Origin of the sequence: Spirillospora sp. NPDC029432, from assembly GCF_040703975.1 — a bacterium.
GTDB lineage: Bacteria > Actinomycetota > Actinomycetes > Streptosporangiales > Streptosporangiaceae > Spirillospora.
The window spans coordinates 1-14561 of sequence record NZ_JBEZWH010000047.1; the positions used below are offsets into that span (position 1 = coordinate 1).

A 14561-nucleotide genomic window follows, 5' to 3' on the forward strand; every position below is an offset into this window, starting at 1 on the left:
GCGGTGAGCGTGGACGAGAGCGCCGGCGCCGTCACGGTCGAGGACGTCCTGTGGCGGTCGAGGTGGCGCGCCGGGAGGCCCGGGAGGCCCGGGAGGCCGCGGCGGCCCGCCCGGCGGTCGCGGCGGGCCCGGCGGCCCTGCGGGACCCGGTGGACCCGGCCGCGGCGGCGGTGGCCGCGGGCCTGGCGGCCCCGGAGGCCCTGGTGGTCCCGGAGGCCCTGGTGGTCCCGGCGGACCGGGCGGTCCGCACGGCTTCTGGGACGGCGCCGGCGACGACGGCGGCCGCAAGGGCATGGGACGGCTGCGCAACGCCGCCGGCAAGGGCCCGAAGAACGGCAAGGAACGCACCGGCTGGCGCCGGTACGTACCGAACTGGAAGATCGTCACGGGCGTGCTCGCGCTCGGCTTCTTCGCGTTCCTCACCCTGATCGGCGTCGCGTACGCGCAGACCCCGGTCCCGTCCACCGGCAACGACGAGGCCATGCAGACGTCCGCGATCTTCTACTACGCGGACGGCAAGCGCGAGATCGGCCGGATCGGCAAGAACCGCGAGCTGGTCACCTACGACAAGGTGCCCAAGCATGTCCGGGAGGCCGTGATCGCGGCCGAGAACCGCAGCTTCTGGACCGACAGCGGCTTCTCCATCAAGGGCCTGTCCCGCGCCGTCTGGGTCAACATCAGCGGCGGCTCCACCCAGGGCGGCTCGACGATCACCCAGCAGCTGGCGAAGAACTACTACCTGAGCGACGAGCGGACGATGAGCCGCAAGTTCAAGGAGCTGTTCATCTCGCTCAAGCTGGAGGACGAGCTCGGGAGCAAGGAGAAGATCCTCGAGCAGTACCTCAACACCATCTACTTCGGCCGCAACGCCTACGGCATCCAGGCCGCGTCCAAGGCGTTCTACGGCAAGGACGTCAGCCGGCTGAACCCGGGCGAGGGCGCGATGCTGGCCGCGATCATCCAGCAGCCCGGCCGGTTCGACCCCGCCAGCGACGACCCGGAGCTGGTCAAGCAGACCAAGGCCCGCTACCAGTACGTGCTGGACGGGATGCGCAAGACCAACACGATCAGCGACGCCGACTTCCAGAAGTACTACGGGCAGCTGCCCGAGACGAAGGACGTCGGCGGCTTCGCGACGTACGGCGGCCAGCGCGGCTACATGATCAAGCGCGCGCTGCTGGAGCTCGACCGCAAGGGCATCAAGGAGAAGGAGGTCCTCGACCAGGGCCTCCGGATCACCACGACGTTCGACCACGACAAGATGGTCGCCGCCAAGAAGGCGGTGGAGGAGAACGTCCCCGAGGACCCCGCCAAGCTGCTCAAGCGCAACATCCGGCTCGGACTCGCCTCGGTGAACGCCAAGAACGGGGAGGTCGAGGCCATCTACGGCGGCCCCGACTACCTGAAGCAGACCTTCGACAACGTCTGGAAGGGCTCGGCGCAGGCGGGTTCGGCGATGAAGCCGTACGTGCTCGCGACGGCCCTGAAGAAGAACTACAGTCTCCGGACCCTGGTCCACGGCAAGGGGCCCGCCTCGTTCAACGGCTCCGGTGAAGTGGTCCCCAACGGCACGCCCGGGGCGCTCAAACCGATCGGCAACAGCCACGACGCGCCCGGCGGGATCGACCTCATCAAGGCCACCAAGGAGTCGTCCAACACCGGCTTCGTGCAGCTGGCGCTGAAGGTCGGCGTTCCGGACGTCGTCAAGACGGCCAAGGAGATGGGCGTCTCCCCCGACATGGTGGACCCCTACAAGCAGCAGGCCGGTCTGGCGCTGGGCATCAACGACATCCGGGCGATCGAGCAGGCCTCCGGATACGCGACCTTCGCCAACGGCGGCACCTACTACCAGCCGCACGTGATCAAGAAGGTCCGGAACAAGACCGGTGAGGCCGACTACAAGAAGCTGAGCTGGGACAAGAAGGAGAACGCCCTCGGCACCGACATCACCCGCGATGTCAACTACGCCCTCCAGCAGGTCGTCAAGCCGGGCGGTACGGCGACCAACGCCGCCCTCCCCGACCGGCCCGTCGCCGGCAAGACCGGTACGACGGAGAAGAACGTCGCGACGTGGTTCGTCGGCTACACCCCGAAGCTCGCCACCTCGGTGACGCTCTTCAACGACAAGAAGAAGCCGCTGACGTTCGACGGCCAGGCCGAGGTCTTCGGTGGCGGCATCACCGCCAAGATCTGGAAGTCGTACATGACCAAGGCGGTCGCCGGTACGGCACCCGAGCAGTTCGCGCCGCCGGCCAACATCGGCAACGCGCAGCAGTTCGCGAAGAAGCCCGAGCCGAAGAAGACCGAGCGGCCGGACGAGGAGGAGAACGAGAAGCCGGAGTGGTGCAACCGGCCGATGTTCAAGGACCACCCGCGCTGCAAGGACCCCAACGAGCCCGAGCAGCCGGACAACGGCCAGAAGCCGCCGTGCACGACCCCGATCCCCAACGCCACCTGCGACCCCAGCAAGCCGCCGGAGGCCAACCCGCCGGACAACGGCTGGTGGTGCATGCGGAACCCGGACCACCCGGTCTGCAAGAACGACGACCAGAACCCGGAGGAGCCGGGCCCGAACGATCCGCCGAACGGCAGGCAGGAAGAGGAGTGACCTGACCGCCTGATCGCCTGACCACCTGACCGCATCGGCTCGGCCCGACGGCCGGACCGCCCTCCCCGGGCGGGCCGGCCGTCGGCCTTTTCCCGGGGGGAGGGGACCGACCGCGCCCCGTACCGTGACCTACGCGTTACCCTCGGATCGACGCACAGCCGTACTCCAGGTGGTGAGGTCGCGCGTGGGTTACCCGGATGGCCCAGGTGAGAGCAGCGGTCACGGCAGGCACGCGAGGGGCGGAGCGCACGCGCCGGCCCATGCCGCCCTGCCGAAGATCCTGGGCTCCAGGGGCGGCGGCGGCCACCGCCGGCCGGCCGGCGGGCCCGCGAACCCGCCTCCGGGGAGTCCGGCCGGCCCCGCCCGTCCAGGACCCGGCGGGCCCGGCGGGTCCGGTGGACCCGGCAGGCCGGGGCGCCCGGGGCGCCGTACCGGATGGCGGCGCCGCCTGCCGTCCTGGAAGACCGTCCTGGCCGCCACCGGCGTGCTGATCCTCGGCGGCGCCACGCTGGTCGGCGTCGCGTACGCCAACACGCCGATCCCCAGCGAGACGCAGGCGAGCGCCGTCGCGCAGGAGTCCGTCATCTACTACCGGGACGGCAGGACGCCGATCGCCAGGATCGGCATGCACCGCGAGAGCGTCCCGCTGTCGCGGATCCCGATGACGGTCCGGCACGCGGTGCTCGCCGCCGAGGACCGCAACTTCGAGCACGAGCACGGCGTCTCCCCGACCGGCGTCGCGCGCGCCCTGTTCAGGACCGCCACCGGCGGCGACGTCCAGGGCGGCTCCACGATCACCCAGCAGCTCGCCCGCAACTACTACCAGGGGCTCAGCCGGGACCGCACGGTCAGCCGCAAGCTCAAGGAGATCATGATCTCGATCCGGCTCGACAACGAGCAGGAGAAGGACGAGATCCTCGGCCTCTACCTCAACACGGTGAGCTTCGGCCGCCAGGCGTACGGCATCCAGGCCGCCGCCCGCGCCTACTTCCACAAGGACGTCAAGGAGCTGACCGTCAGCGAGGCGGCGATGCTGGCCGCGCTCATCCAGCGTCCCGGCTACTTCGTCACCACCGGGCCCGACACCCAGCCCGCCAAGCGGGCCCTGATCGCGCGCTGGAACTACGTCCTGGACGGCATGGTCGAGGAGAAGTGGCTGAGCCCCGCCGAGCGCGCCGCGCAGCGCTTCCCGAAGACCGAGCGCAACTGGAGCGACGTCCCGTCCTCCTCGCAGGCCGGCTACCTCAAGGAACGCGTGCTCAAGGAGCTCAAGCGGCTCGGCGTCCCCGACGACCTGCTGGAGACGGGCGGGCTGCGGATCACCACGACGTTCGACAAGGAGCTGCAGGACCACACCGCCAAGGCCGTCAAGCAGGTCCGTGCGGAGAAGGGCCTCGGCAAGGACGTCCACTTCGGGCTCGCCTCGGTCGACCCGGAGACCGGCGGCGTCGTGGCGGCGTACGGCGGGCCGTCGTACACCAGGCAGCAGTTCGACGACTCCTTCGACGGCCGGATCCAGCCGGGCTCCTCGTTCAAGCCGATCGTCCTGGCCACCGCGCTGGACCAGGGCATCAGCCTGCGGACGCGGATGGACGGCGCGTACAGCCGCGTCATCAAGGGCGACGAGTTCACCAACGACGCCCGCAGCGAGAACGGCGTGTACACGCTGGAGCAGATGACCGAGATGTCGATCAACACGGCGTACGTCGAACTCGGCCAGAAGGTCGGGCTCGAGAACGTCGCGGAGATGGCCGCGCGGATGGGCATCCCGCCGGACACCAAGAACCTGAAGTCCGGCTTCACCAGCCTCCCGCTCGGCACCGTCTCGGTCAGCCCGGTCTCGATGGCCTCGGTCTACTCCACGTTCGCCGCCGAGGGCCGGCACACCCCGGTGCACGTCATCAGCAAGATCACCGATCGGCACGGCGGCCCGGTCCCCGCCGCGGACGGCAAGAAGATCAAGAAGGTGCCGTACGAGTCCGACGAGGTCCTCCCCCCGGCGGTCGCCCGCGACGCGACGGTCGCCATGCAGGCCGTCGTCCGCTCCGGCACCGGCACCCGCGCCGCCCTCCCCGGCCGCCCGGTCGCCGGCAAGACCGGCACGACCGACGAGAACAAGTCCGCCTGGTTCGTCGGCTACACCCCGCAGCTCGCCACCTCGGTCGCCATGTGGCGGCAGGACGAGGACGGTGGCCTCCGCTCGTTGCAGGGCATCGGCGGCTACAACCAGATCTACGGCGGCACCGTCCCCGCCGACCTCTTCAAGCGCTTCATGATCCGCGCGCACGAGGGCAAGGAGATCCGGCGGTTCGGGCCGCCGGGCAACGTCGGCTCCCCCGCGCCCTGGTCCGTGCCGGAGCCCGAGCCCGCCCCGACCGAGCCGGCCCCGTCGCCCGACCCGACCTGCACCCCCACCCCCGACCCCATCCCCGGCCTGCCGGGCGAGGACGGCGAACCCTGCGTCCCCGCGTCCCCCACCCCGGGCCTGCCCACCGCACCGCCCGGCGGCCCGCCCTGCAACCGGATGGGCCTGCCGGTCGGCTGCGACCCCAACGTCCCGCCGGACTACCCGCCCCCGCCGTGGTGGTGCGACCGCCACCCGGAACGGTGCTCTACACGGCCGTGAGCCATACGGCCGGTCACCAATAGGCTTTCCCCCATGGCGTTTTCCCCGCGGTCTGAGCCGTCCCCAGCACCGGATCCGGACGACGACGAGCGAGGGCGCGCGCAGCGCCTGATGCCGCTGCTCGCGGGGATCTCGGCACTGGCGGCGGTGCTGGCCTGGGGGCAGAAGCAGCCTTGCGCCGCGGCCTCGTTCGACTTCGTGAAGACGACCACCCGGGCGTGCTACACCGACATCTACCCGCTCTATTACGCGCGCGGGCTGAACGAGAACAAGGTCCCCTACTTCGACACGTTCACGGGGGACTCGCTCCAGTACGTGGAGTACCCGGTGCTGAGCGGCGCGCTGATGCACGTCGTGAACGTGCTCGTACAGCCGTTCGGCATCGATACGCGCGGGATGGCGTTCTTCAACATCACGGTGCTGGTGCTCGGCCTGTTCGCCGTCGCGACCGTGCTGGCGACCGCGTTCGTCGCGGGCAGGCGGTCGCTGCGTGCCGGACTGATGGTCGCGCTGTCTCCGGCGCTCGTGCTGACCGCGTACATCAACTGGGACCTGCTCGCGGTCGGCCTCTCCGCGCTGGCGCTGGCGGCCTGGGCCACGCGGCGCCCTGCCTGGGCGGGCGTGCTGCTGGGGCTGGCCATCGCGGCGAAGTTCTACCCGCTGCTCTTCCTCGGCCCGCTGGTGCTGCTGTGCGTGCGCGCCGGGCAGTGGCGCGCCATGGGCCGCCTCCTCGCGGGCACGGCCGGCGCCTGGCTGCTGGTGAACGCGCCCATCATGGTGTTCGCCTGGGAGGGCTGGCTGGAGTTCTACAGCTTCAGCCAGAGCCGAGGGATCGACTGGGGCTCCGTCTTCTTCTTCCTGGAAGGCCGGGGGATGGACGGGCTGGACGAGACCGGCACCCTCAACCTTTGGGGTACGGGAACGTTCCTCGTGCTCGCCCTGGGAATCGCCGTGCTCGCCCTGGCCGCGCCTAGGAGGCCGCGCCTGCCGCAGCTGATGTTCCTGGTCCTGGTCGCGTTCATGCTGCCGAACAAGGTGTGGTCGCCGCAGTACGTCCTGTGGCTGCTCCCCCTGGTCGTGCTCGCGCGCCCCAAGCTGCCGGCGTACGTCGTGTGGCAGGTGGGCGAGATCATGTACTTCTTCGGCATCTGGTGGTACCTGCTGTCGGTCACCGTGCGCCAGGATTCCGCCGGCCTTCCGCAGCTCCTGTCGGGCCTGCTGAGCTTTGAACTCCCCGCGGACGGGATCGACCAGAACGTCTACTACATCGCCCTGCTCGCCCGGTTCCTGACGGTGGCGCTGCTGGCGGCGCTCGTCGTCTGGGAGATCCTGCGGCCGGCGCACGACGTCGTCCGTACCGGCGGCGTGGACGATCCGGCGGGAGGCGTGCTCGACGGGGCCCGCGACGTCGTCTCCCTGGGGGCCCTCCGCCGCAGGCGCCGCACGCCCGTGACGGCCGCGGTCACCTGAACGGGCGCGGTCACCTGAACGGGCGCGTCGCCGTTCCCACATCGGGCCCCGCATGATCGGGTACGGGAACGGGCAGGACACCACACTGCCGACGGGAGGTGAACGTGGACGCGAGCAGCGCCATCGACGAGATGATCGAGGGCCGGGTCAAGCCGGGCGTCTACCAGTGGCGCGCGCCCGCGGCCCCCGGCGCGGGACTGGCCGCGACCGGCTGGGCGGAGCGGGCGGAGAAGGCCGGCTGGCGGGCCTTCCATCTGGACGGGCACCGCGCCCGGGACAGGGAGTCGTTCCTGCGGCTCAGCGCCGGCGTCTTCGAACTGCCGGACTGGTTCGGCGGCAACTGGGACGCCCTGGAGGACTGCCTGCGCGACCTGTCGTGGGCGCCCGCGGAGCGCGGATACCTGGTCGTCTACGAGGCGTGGGCCGAGCTGGCGGAGGCGGACCAGCGCGCGTTCCGGACGGCGCTCGGCGTCCTCACCGAGGCGGTGCGGCACTGGCGGGACACCGGCACCCCCATGACCGTGCTGCTGTCGAGCATGGGCGTGGAGGTCGCCGGCGTCCCCAGGCTCGCCTGACCTGGCCGTCCGGAGGCTGGTGCCGCCTCAGGGGGCGGACCCCAGGGGTCCTGCCGGAATCGGATCAGTAGGTGGTGCCCGCGCTGCTGCCCACGACGGCGGCCCACAGCCCCAGGTAGAAGATCCAGGCGAGCACCCAGATCCCGGTCATGATGTAGCCGAGGACCAGGCCGGCGGTCGCCATGCCGGCGCCGCCCTCGCCCGTCCGCTTGATCTGGCTCTGCGCGACATGCCCGAAGATGATCGCGAGGATGGAGGTGAACCCGCAGAACACGATGCCGATCAGCCCGAGCACCATCGAGGCGACGGCCATGCCGTTGTTCTGCACTGCGGCCGGGGCGCCGCCACCGTAGTAGTGGTGCTGGACGGACGGCTGCTGCGCGTACGGGTCCTGCCCGTAACCGCCGCCGTACGGGTCGTAGGGGGGTTGTGCCATTGACTTCCCGATCGTTCGGCGCGCCCGTCGTCGCTTTGGTTCGCGCGCGTGCGCTGGGGCTGAGGTCGTTTTCCGAAGTATGCCAGTGAGGCGAGATCACGTGCTTTGCCGTACAGCGAGATTAGATGCCGCGACGGCCTGCGGGGTTCCTGGGGAACGGGGGCGAATTTTTCCCGGCCGGCGGTGCGGCGGGGCCGGGGCGAGGTGGGGCCGGGCGGGCTCAGTCGAGGTTCGAGCGGAGCCAGGCGATGTCGTCGGCCTGCCCGCCACCTGGGGTTTCGACGACCACCGGGGCGCCGGCCGCGCGGACGACGGTCAGGATCAGCTCGGGGTCGATGGTGCCCGCGCCGAGGTTGGCGTGCCGGTCGGCGCCCGAACCGAACGCGTCCCGGCTGTCGTTGCAGTGCACCAGGTCGATGCGGCCGGTGATGGCCTTGATCCGGTCGACGGCGTCGATGAGCTCCTCGCCGGCGGCGTGCGCGTGGCAGGTGTCCAGACAGAAGCCGATCCTGGATTCCAGGCCGTTCACGCTGGACAGGACCTCCCAGAGCCGGGCGATCCGATCGAACTTGCGCGCCATCGCGTTGCCGCCGCCGGCGGTGTTCTCGATGTAGACCGGAATCGGACAGTCGATCCGCTCGAAGACCTTCCGCCAGTTGTCGAACCCGGTCTCCGGGTCGTCGTCCTTCAGCACGTGGCCGCCGTGCACGATCAGCGCCTTCGCCCCGATCGAGGCCGCCGCCTCCAGCTGCTGCTGGAGCAGCTTGCGGCTGGGGATGCGGATCCTGTTGTTGGACGTGGCCACGTTGATGACGTACGGGGCGTGCACGTACACGTCCACGTCGGAGTCCTGGATCGCCTCCACGCCCTCGGGCAGCACGGGCTTCTTCCAGCCCTGCGGGTCACCCAGGAAGAACTGCGCGACATCGGCCCCGCGCTCGCGGGCGTTGTCCAGCGGCTGGGTCTGGTCGACGTGGGCTCCGATACGCATGCCTACGAGGGTATCCGGGCCCACCGACAGCAGCGGTCAGAGTGAGAAACCGCCGTGGCTCAGCGCGAACGCCGCCCCCACGAACGAGGTCACCATCCCCACCACGTTCAGCCAGCGCTCCCCGGTCGTGGCCGACACCAGCTGCGAGTACAGCGCGACCGGCAGGCCGATGACGCCCGCGAGCGCGCCGAAGAAGTGCGTCGCCGGGATGAAACCCAGCACCAGGGCGGCCAGCCCCAGCGTGATCGCGGTCACCGCGAGGGAGTTCTCCACGGGGTGGCGCTCACCGTCGGTGTTGAGGGTGAGTGCCGACCGCTTCTTCCCGGTCGCCTCCTGTGACATGGGGGACACCCCTTCCGCGTACGGCTCGTCCGTCTCACCCGCGGTCCTGCCCGGGCGTCCGTAGAGGATTCCCGCCGGAGTCGTTGATCATTCGGCTCCGGTGCGACCGAAAATGTCGGCGGGCCGGGGTAACGTCGAACATGGATTCGAGGACGCCGCTTCCTGCGGGGAACGGGGAGCGTCAGGAGGTGCTCAGATGAGGCAGAGCGAACTCGCCGTCATCGGCGACGCGGAGCTCGTGGAGGAGCTGTCGGTGCTGACGACGCAGACGGCCCGCATGCGCGCCCGCATGGCCGACATCATGGCCGAGCTGGACCGCAGGCGGTGCGCCAAGGCCGCACCGGCCGCCCGCCGCTAGCCCGCGGGCGGCGGCCCCGAAACGGCGTTCACGCTGCCGACTCTTGGTAGCCTGTATCGGTCTCGCGGCAGGTGGCCGGTCACCCGGCCGGTGCCACGCGGCCGCGAAGGACGCAAGAGCCCTCCTGTCACGGAGAGACCGTGACCGCATCAGTCCAGAGGAGGTAGGGACACAGCATGCGTCGTTACGAACTCATGGCCATTCTCGACCCCGCCATCGACGAGCGCACCGCCAACGCGGCGCTCGACCCGTTCCTGAAGGTCGTCAAGGACGGCGGCGGGAGCGTCGAGAAGGTCGACGTCTGGGGTCGCCGCCGGCTGGCGTACGACATCCAGAAGAAGTCCGAAGGCATCTACGCGGTGGTCGACCTCTCGGCCGAGCCTGCCACGGTCAAGGAGCTCGACCGGCAGCTCAACCTGAGCGAGTCGATCCTCCGTACGAAGGTCATCCGCCCCGAGGTCCACTGAGCCTGGCTCAGGCCCTCACCACAGCCGGAGCGAGCCAATGGCAGGCGACACCGTAATCACGATCGTCGGGAACCTCGTGGAGGACCCGAACCTACGTTTCACCACGAGCGGCCAGGCGGTCGCGTCGTTCCGCATCGCCTCGACCCCGCGGTTCTTCGACCGCCAGTCGGGCGACTGGAAGGACGGCGAGGCGCTCTTCCTGACCTGCAACGTCTGGCGGCAGGCGGCCGAGAACTGCGCCGAGACCCTGCAGCGCGGCATGCGGGTGATCGTGCAGGGGCGCCTCAAGCAGCGCTCGTACGAGACCCAGCAGGGTGAGAAGCGCACCGTCTACGAGATCGAGGTCGACGAGGTCGGCCCCTCGCTGCGCAACGCCACCGCGAAGGTCAACAAGACCCAGCGGCAGGGCGGTGGCGGCGGCGGTTTCGGCGGCGGCGGTGGCGGCGGTTTCGGCGGCGGCCAGCAGGGCGGCGGCGGTCAGCAGCAGCAGGGCGGCGGCTTCGGCGGCGGCGCCCCGGCCGACGACCCCTGGGCCACCGGCGGCGGCTCCGGCGGTGGCGGCGGATTCTCCGACGACCCGCCGTTCTAGCGGGTGTCTCCGCGGTCGCGGCCGTGACCGTCCCCGGACGGGCACGGCACCGCACCGCGGGTGACGCGGTCGCGCGACGGCCGAGGCCACTGCCGGACCGGCACCAGACCACACGACAACAGTCCATTCCCGCGCGAGCGGGGCTCTCATCAAAGGAGCACCACGATGGCGAAGCCACCTCCTCGCAAGCCGAAGAAGAAGGTTTGCGTGTTCTGCCAGGAGAAGATCTCCTACGTCGACTACAAGGACACGGGCCTGCTGCGGAAGTTCATCTCCGACCGCGGCAAGATCCGTGCCCGCCGGGTCACCGGCAACTGCACCCAGCACCAGCGGGACGTCGCCACGGCGATCAAGAACGCTCGTGAGATGGCGCTGCTGCCGTACACCAGCACCGCGCGCTGAGGAAGGGAGGACCAATCATGAAGCTCATCCTCACTCAGCAGGTCTCCGGTCTCGGTGAGCCCGGCGACGTCATCGAGGTCCGCGACGGCTACGGCCGCAACTACCTCGTCCCCCGCGGGTTCGCCATCAAGTGGACCCGGGGCGCGGAGCGCGAGATCGACTCGATCAAGAAGGCGCGCTCGGCCCGCGAGATCGCGACCGTCGAGCACGCCCGCGAGGTCGCCGGCGCCCTGCAGTCCCTGAAGGTGACCCTGCGGACCCGCACCGGCACCAACGGCCGCCTCTTCGGCGCCGTGACCGCCGCCGACATCGCCGAGGCCGTCAAGGCCGCGGACGGTCCCGACCTGGACCGCCGCCGCATCGAGATCGGCAACCCGATCAAGACCGTCGGCACCCACCGGGTCAGCATCCGGCTGCACTCTGACGTCAACGCCACCATCGACGTGGACGTCGTGGAAGCCTGAGCCCGCCGCCACGGCGAGCTCCCGCAACGCTCCGCGTTCCTCACACCGCTCCGGCGGAGGGACGCGGAGCGTTCGCGTTCCGGCGGCCGGGCCATTGACCTCGCACGGCCGGCCCGACAGGGGTCTACGTCCTGATGACCGGCCGCCGGCCGCACGGCGGCATCTCCCCGATCGGCCTCTTCCTCACCGAGGAGGACGCCGAAGAGACCCGCGCGCTGCTCGCGAGCGAAGCGGAGGACTGCTTGGTCGAGCCACTCCCCATCGCCCTGTGACACGCCTTCCCGTGACCCCGATCGCGGGCGGGTACCGGGTGGCCGGGTTCCTGGGGGATTGAACGTTTCACGGGAAACGGCCCTGAACCTCCGGGTCTTTGGTTCCGTCGCCACATGATCGCTACCGTCCGTTAGTGGATCATCACGTGGAGGGGGCCGAGATGTCCACACATCCGGAGCGCGGGCTCACCCGCCGGGGCCTGGCGGGAATCCTCGGCCTGGGGGTCCTCGATCTGCTCATGCCCGGCCGCGCGCTCGCCCAGGAGAGCACGCTCCTCGCGGAGGGCGGGGAGCCGCCCTTCCGGGTGTACGGCAGGGACGAATGGGGCGCCCGGCGTCCCGCCAGGACCGCCCGGGTGATCTCCCGGCCACCGGACCGGATCGTCGTCCACCACACCGCGACCGCCAACACCAAGGACCGCTCGCTCGCGCAGGCGTTCCGGCTCTCGCGGGAGATCCAGCGCTTCCACATGCGGGAGCGGGGCTGGGACGACACCGGCCAGCAGCTCACCATCAGCCGCGGCGGATACGTGATGGAAGGGCGCAACCGCAGCCTGGAGGCGATCCGCGCGGGCCGCCACGCGGTCGGGGCGCAGACCCTGCACCACAACCGGCACACCATCGGCATCGAGAACGAGGGCACCTACAGCAGGGCGCCCGTGCCGTCCCGGCTGTGGGACTCGCTCATCGACACGTGCGCGTGGCTGTGCACGGCGTACGACCTGGACCCGTTCCGCGCCATCGTCGGCCACCGCGACCTGTTCGCGACCGACTGCCCCGGCGACATCATGTACGCCAGGCTCACCGAACTCCGCACGCGGGTCGCCCTGCGGCTGGACGGGGGCTCCGACAAGGAGGCGGCCGAGGCCGTGCCGCCGTCCACCAAGTCGGACGCGCCCGCGCCGAGCGCGTCGTCGCCGTCCTCCTCGGCGTCGCCCTCTCCGAGCGAGCCCGCACGTCCACCTGCGAGTCCGTCTTCGAGTCCGTCTCCGCGGACCTCGGTCACTCCTCCCAGGGAGAATCCGCTGCCGCCGGACGTGGGCGCTCCGGGCTGAGTCCCGAAAGGGCCGGACAACCGTGCACGCGCCGGCGGGTGCGTTTCCAAGGGCGATCGGGGGTCAGGACTCCGGGGTCGTGTAGCGGGTGCGGCGGCGGGCGATCTCGGGATCGATGCCCTCGACGAGCGACCAGATGCCGGCGACCCGTTCGACCAGCGTCTCCGGAGGCAGACCGGCCAGGCCCTCGGCCGCCAGGTCGTCGATCGCCTGCGTCAGGCGGGCCATCCGCTCGCCGTGAGTGGAACACATGTTCGAATCCTAGCGAGAGTGGCGCCTGGGGCGCGTGGGCTTTCCCGATTTCCCCGGGGAACGGTCACTGAGCTGGGACGACGGCGACCGCGCGGCGTGTCAGCGGGTGGCGCCCGTGACCAGCCACGCCTCGCCCCGCGCACGGTGCCCGAGCGTGATGAGCCGGGCGACCATCCACACCCCGATCGCCAGCCACAGGCCGAGCAGACCGGCACCCGTCCCGTACGCGAGGAGCGCCGCGGGCAGGAACACCAGCGTCGCGATCAGCGACGTGATCGCAAGGTACGGGCCGTCCCCGGCACCGATCAGGATGCCGTCCAGGACGAACACCACGCCCGCGACCGGCTGCAGCAGCGCCACCAGGATCAGCGAGCCGAGCAGCAGGCTCCGCACCTGGTCGTCGGCCGTGAACAGGTCCGGCAGCCAGGGACGCACGACCAGGATGCCGACGCCGAACACGATCCCGGAGGCGATGCCCCACTGGATCATCCGGCGGGTGGCCGCGCGGGTACCGCGGACGTCCGCGGCGCCGAGATAGCGGCCCGTGATGGCCTGCCCGGCGATCGCGATCGCGTCCAGGGCGAAGACCAGCAGGTTCCAGATCTGGAAGCCGACCTGGTACGCGGCGATCTCGGGATCGCCCATCCGGGCCGCGATCGACGTTCCGACGATCAGCACGACGCGCAGGGCGGCGGTGCGCAGCAGCAGGTGCGCGCCCGCCGTGGCGGCGGTGCGGACACCGGCGAGGTCGGGACGCACGGGCGCGCCGTGCCGGCGGGCGGCACGCAGGACCATCGCGACGTAGACGGCCGCCATCGCGTTCTGGGCGATCACGGTTCCCCAGGCCGAGCCCGCGATGCCCCAGTCCAGCACGAGGACGAACACGACGTTCAGGACGAGGTTCGCGCCGAAGCCGCCGACCGACACCAGGAGCGGCGTGCGGGTGTCCTGGAGGCCGCGCAACACGCCCGTACCGGCGAGGACCAGCAGCATCCCCGGGATGCCCAGCAGGCTGACCTTGAGGTAGGTCTGCGCGTACACGTCCACCGACGGGGACGAACCGAACATGTCGACCAGCCACGGCACCAGCGGCCAGCCCGCGACGATCAGCACCGCGCCGATCGCCACCGCCAGCCACATCCCGTCGACGCCCTGGCGGATCGCGGCCTTCAGATCCCCGGCGCCCATCTGGCGCGCCACGCCGGCGGTCGTCCCGTACGCGAGGAAGACGCAGAGGTAGACCAGCGTCGCCAGCGCCTGGCCGGCCACGCCCAGGCCCCCGAGCTGCGCGGTGCCGAGATGGCCGATGATCGCCGAGTCGGTGAGCAGGAAGAGCGGTTCGGCCACCAGCGCGCCGAACGCGGGTACGGCGAGCCGCAGGATCTCGCGGTCGTGCGGGTTCGCACGCAGGGGTGAGCCGACCATACTGCGGCTTACGGTAGCAGATGTAAGGGCTGCAACGGGTATGTCCATTACGAACGGGAAAGGCGGCCTGCGGCCAATCTTTCTTTCCCACACAGCCGGTGGATGACGTTATCGCAGGTCAGAGACGTTCATCGCCGGACGGTCCACAGTTGTCCACAAGGTTATCCCCAGCTCGTGCACAACCTTTCCGGCGTGTCTGCACAGCGCGTCCACAGGCTCGTCCACAGAT

At 70.6% G+C, this 14561-nt stretch carries 16 protein-coding genes; 11 read left to right on the forward strand and 5 right to left on the reverse strand.

Features of this window, described 5'->3' with window-relative positions:
- Window positions 1-292: 292 nt before the first annotated feature.
- From AB0881_RS29085 to AB0881_RS29100, 4 genes are all read left to right on the forward strand, one after another.
- Window positions 293-2608: a transglycosylase domain-containing protein gene (locus tag AB0881_RS29085; protein ID WP_366621905.1), complete on the forward strand. Its 2316-nt coding sequence runs from the start codon at window positions 293-295 to the stop codon at window positions 2606-2608.
- 184 nt (window positions 2609-2792) lie between these two features.
- Entirely contained in the window at window positions 2793-5234 is a 2442-nt protein-coding gene (locus AB0881_RS29090) for a transglycosylase domain-containing protein (RefSeq protein ID WP_366621906.1), read from the forward strand.
- Between the two features lie 33 nt (window positions 5235-5267).
- The gene (locus tag AB0881_RS29095) at window positions 5268-6704 is read left to right on the forward strand and encodes a glycosyltransferase 87 family protein (protein WP_366621908.1); all 1437 of its coding nucleotides are present in this window, start codon (window positions 5268-5270) and stop codon (window positions 6702-6704) included.
- Window positions 6705-6808: 104 nt separating this feature from the next.
- Window positions 6809-7279: a barstar family protein gene (locus tag AB0881_RS29100; RefSeq protein ID WP_366621910.1), complete on the forward strand. Its 471-nt coding sequence runs from the start codon at window positions 6809-6811 to the stop codon at window positions 7277-7279.
- 64 nt (window positions 7280-7343) lie between these two features.
- On the opposite strand, the gene AB0881_RS29105 is transcribed toward AB0881_RS29100, so the two are convergent.
- From AB0881_RS29105 to AB0881_RS29115, 3 genes are all read right to left on the reverse strand, one after another.
- A complete protein-coding gene (locus tag AB0881_RS29105; protein ID WP_366621912.1) occupies window positions 7344-7715 on the reverse strand; it encodes a DUF4190 domain-containing protein in 372 nt (123 codons plus the stop codon).
- 220 nt (window positions 7716-7935) lie between these two features.
- Entirely contained in the window at window positions 7936-8706 is a 771-nt protein-coding gene (locus tag AB0881_RS29110; RefSeq protein WP_366621914.1) for a deoxyribonuclease IV, read from the reverse strand.
- A gap of 36 nt (window positions 8707-8742) precedes the next feature.
- Window positions 8743-9048: a hypothetical protein gene (locus AB0881_RS29115; RefSeq protein WP_366621916.1), complete on the reverse strand. Its 306-nt coding sequence runs from the start codon at window positions 9046-9048 to the stop codon at window positions 8743-8745.
- Window positions 9049-9244: 196 nt separating this feature from the next.
- On the opposite strand from AB0881_RS29115, the gene AB0881_RS29120 reads away from it, so the two are divergent.
- The 7 genes from AB0881_RS29120 (at window position 9245) to AB0881_RS29150 (ending at window position 12655) form a co-directional block, all read left to right on the forward strand.
- Window positions 9245-9406 carry a hypothetical protein gene (locus AB0881_RS29120; protein ID WP_366621918.1) on the forward strand — a complete coding sequence of 54 codons (162 nt, stop codon included), beginning with the start codon at window positions 9245-9247 and terminating at the stop codon, window positions 9404-9406.
- 176 nt (window positions 9407-9582) lie between these two features.
- Entirely contained in the window at window positions 9583-9873 is a 291-nt protein-coding gene (gene rpsF / locus AB0881_RS29125; RefSeq protein ID WP_366621920.1) for a 30S ribosomal protein S6, read from the forward strand.
- A 37-nt stretch (window positions 9874-9910) separates the two neighbouring features.
- Window positions 9911-10462 carry a single-stranded DNA-binding protein gene (locus tag AB0881_RS29130; RefSeq protein ID WP_366621921.1) on the forward strand — a complete coding sequence of 184 codons (552 nt, stop codon included), beginning with the start codon at window positions 9911-9913 and terminating at the stop codon, window positions 10460-10462.
- A gap of 165 nt (window positions 10463-10627) precedes the next feature.
- The gene (gene rpsR / locus AB0881_RS29135; RefSeq protein WP_019631633.1) at window positions 10628-10864 is read left to right on the forward strand and encodes a 30S ribosomal protein S18; all 237 of its coding nucleotides are present in this window, start codon (window positions 10628-10630) and stop codon (window positions 10862-10864) included.
- 17 nt (window positions 10865-10881) lie between these two features.
- A complete protein-coding gene (rplI, locus tag AB0881_RS29140; RefSeq protein WP_366621924.1) occupies window positions 10882-11328 on the forward strand; it encodes a 50S ribosomal protein L9 in 447 nt (148 codons plus the stop codon).
- Window positions 11329-11462: 134 nt separating this feature from the next.
- Window positions 11463-11600, forward strand: coding sequence for a hypothetical protein (locus tag AB0881_RS29145; protein WP_366621926.1), 138 nt, complete (start codon window positions 11463-11465; stop codon window positions 11598-11600).
- Window positions 11601-11761: 161 nt separating this feature from the next.
- Entirely contained in the window at window positions 11762-12655 is an 894-nt protein-coding gene (locus AB0881_RS29150) for a peptidoglycan recognition family protein (RefSeq protein ID WP_366621928.1), read from the forward strand.
- Between the two features lie 63 nt (window positions 12656-12718).
- Here the strand turns inward: AB0881_RS29150 and AB0881_RS29155 are convergent, their stop codons facing one another.
- Both AB0881_RS29155 and AB0881_RS29160 read right to left on the reverse strand, forming a co-directional pair.
- Window positions 12719-12907 carry a hypothetical protein gene (locus tag AB0881_RS29155; protein ID WP_366621930.1) on the reverse strand — a complete coding sequence of 63 codons (189 nt, stop codon included), beginning with the start codon at window positions 12905-12907 and terminating at the stop codon, window positions 12719-12721.
- 99 nt (window positions 12908-13006) lie between these two features.
- Window positions 13007-14332: an MATE family efflux transporter gene (locus tag AB0881_RS29160; RefSeq protein WP_366621932.1), complete on the reverse strand. Its 1326-nt coding sequence runs from the start codon at window positions 14330-14332 to the stop codon at window positions 13007-13009.
- Window positions 14333-14561 lie beyond the last annotated feature (229 nt).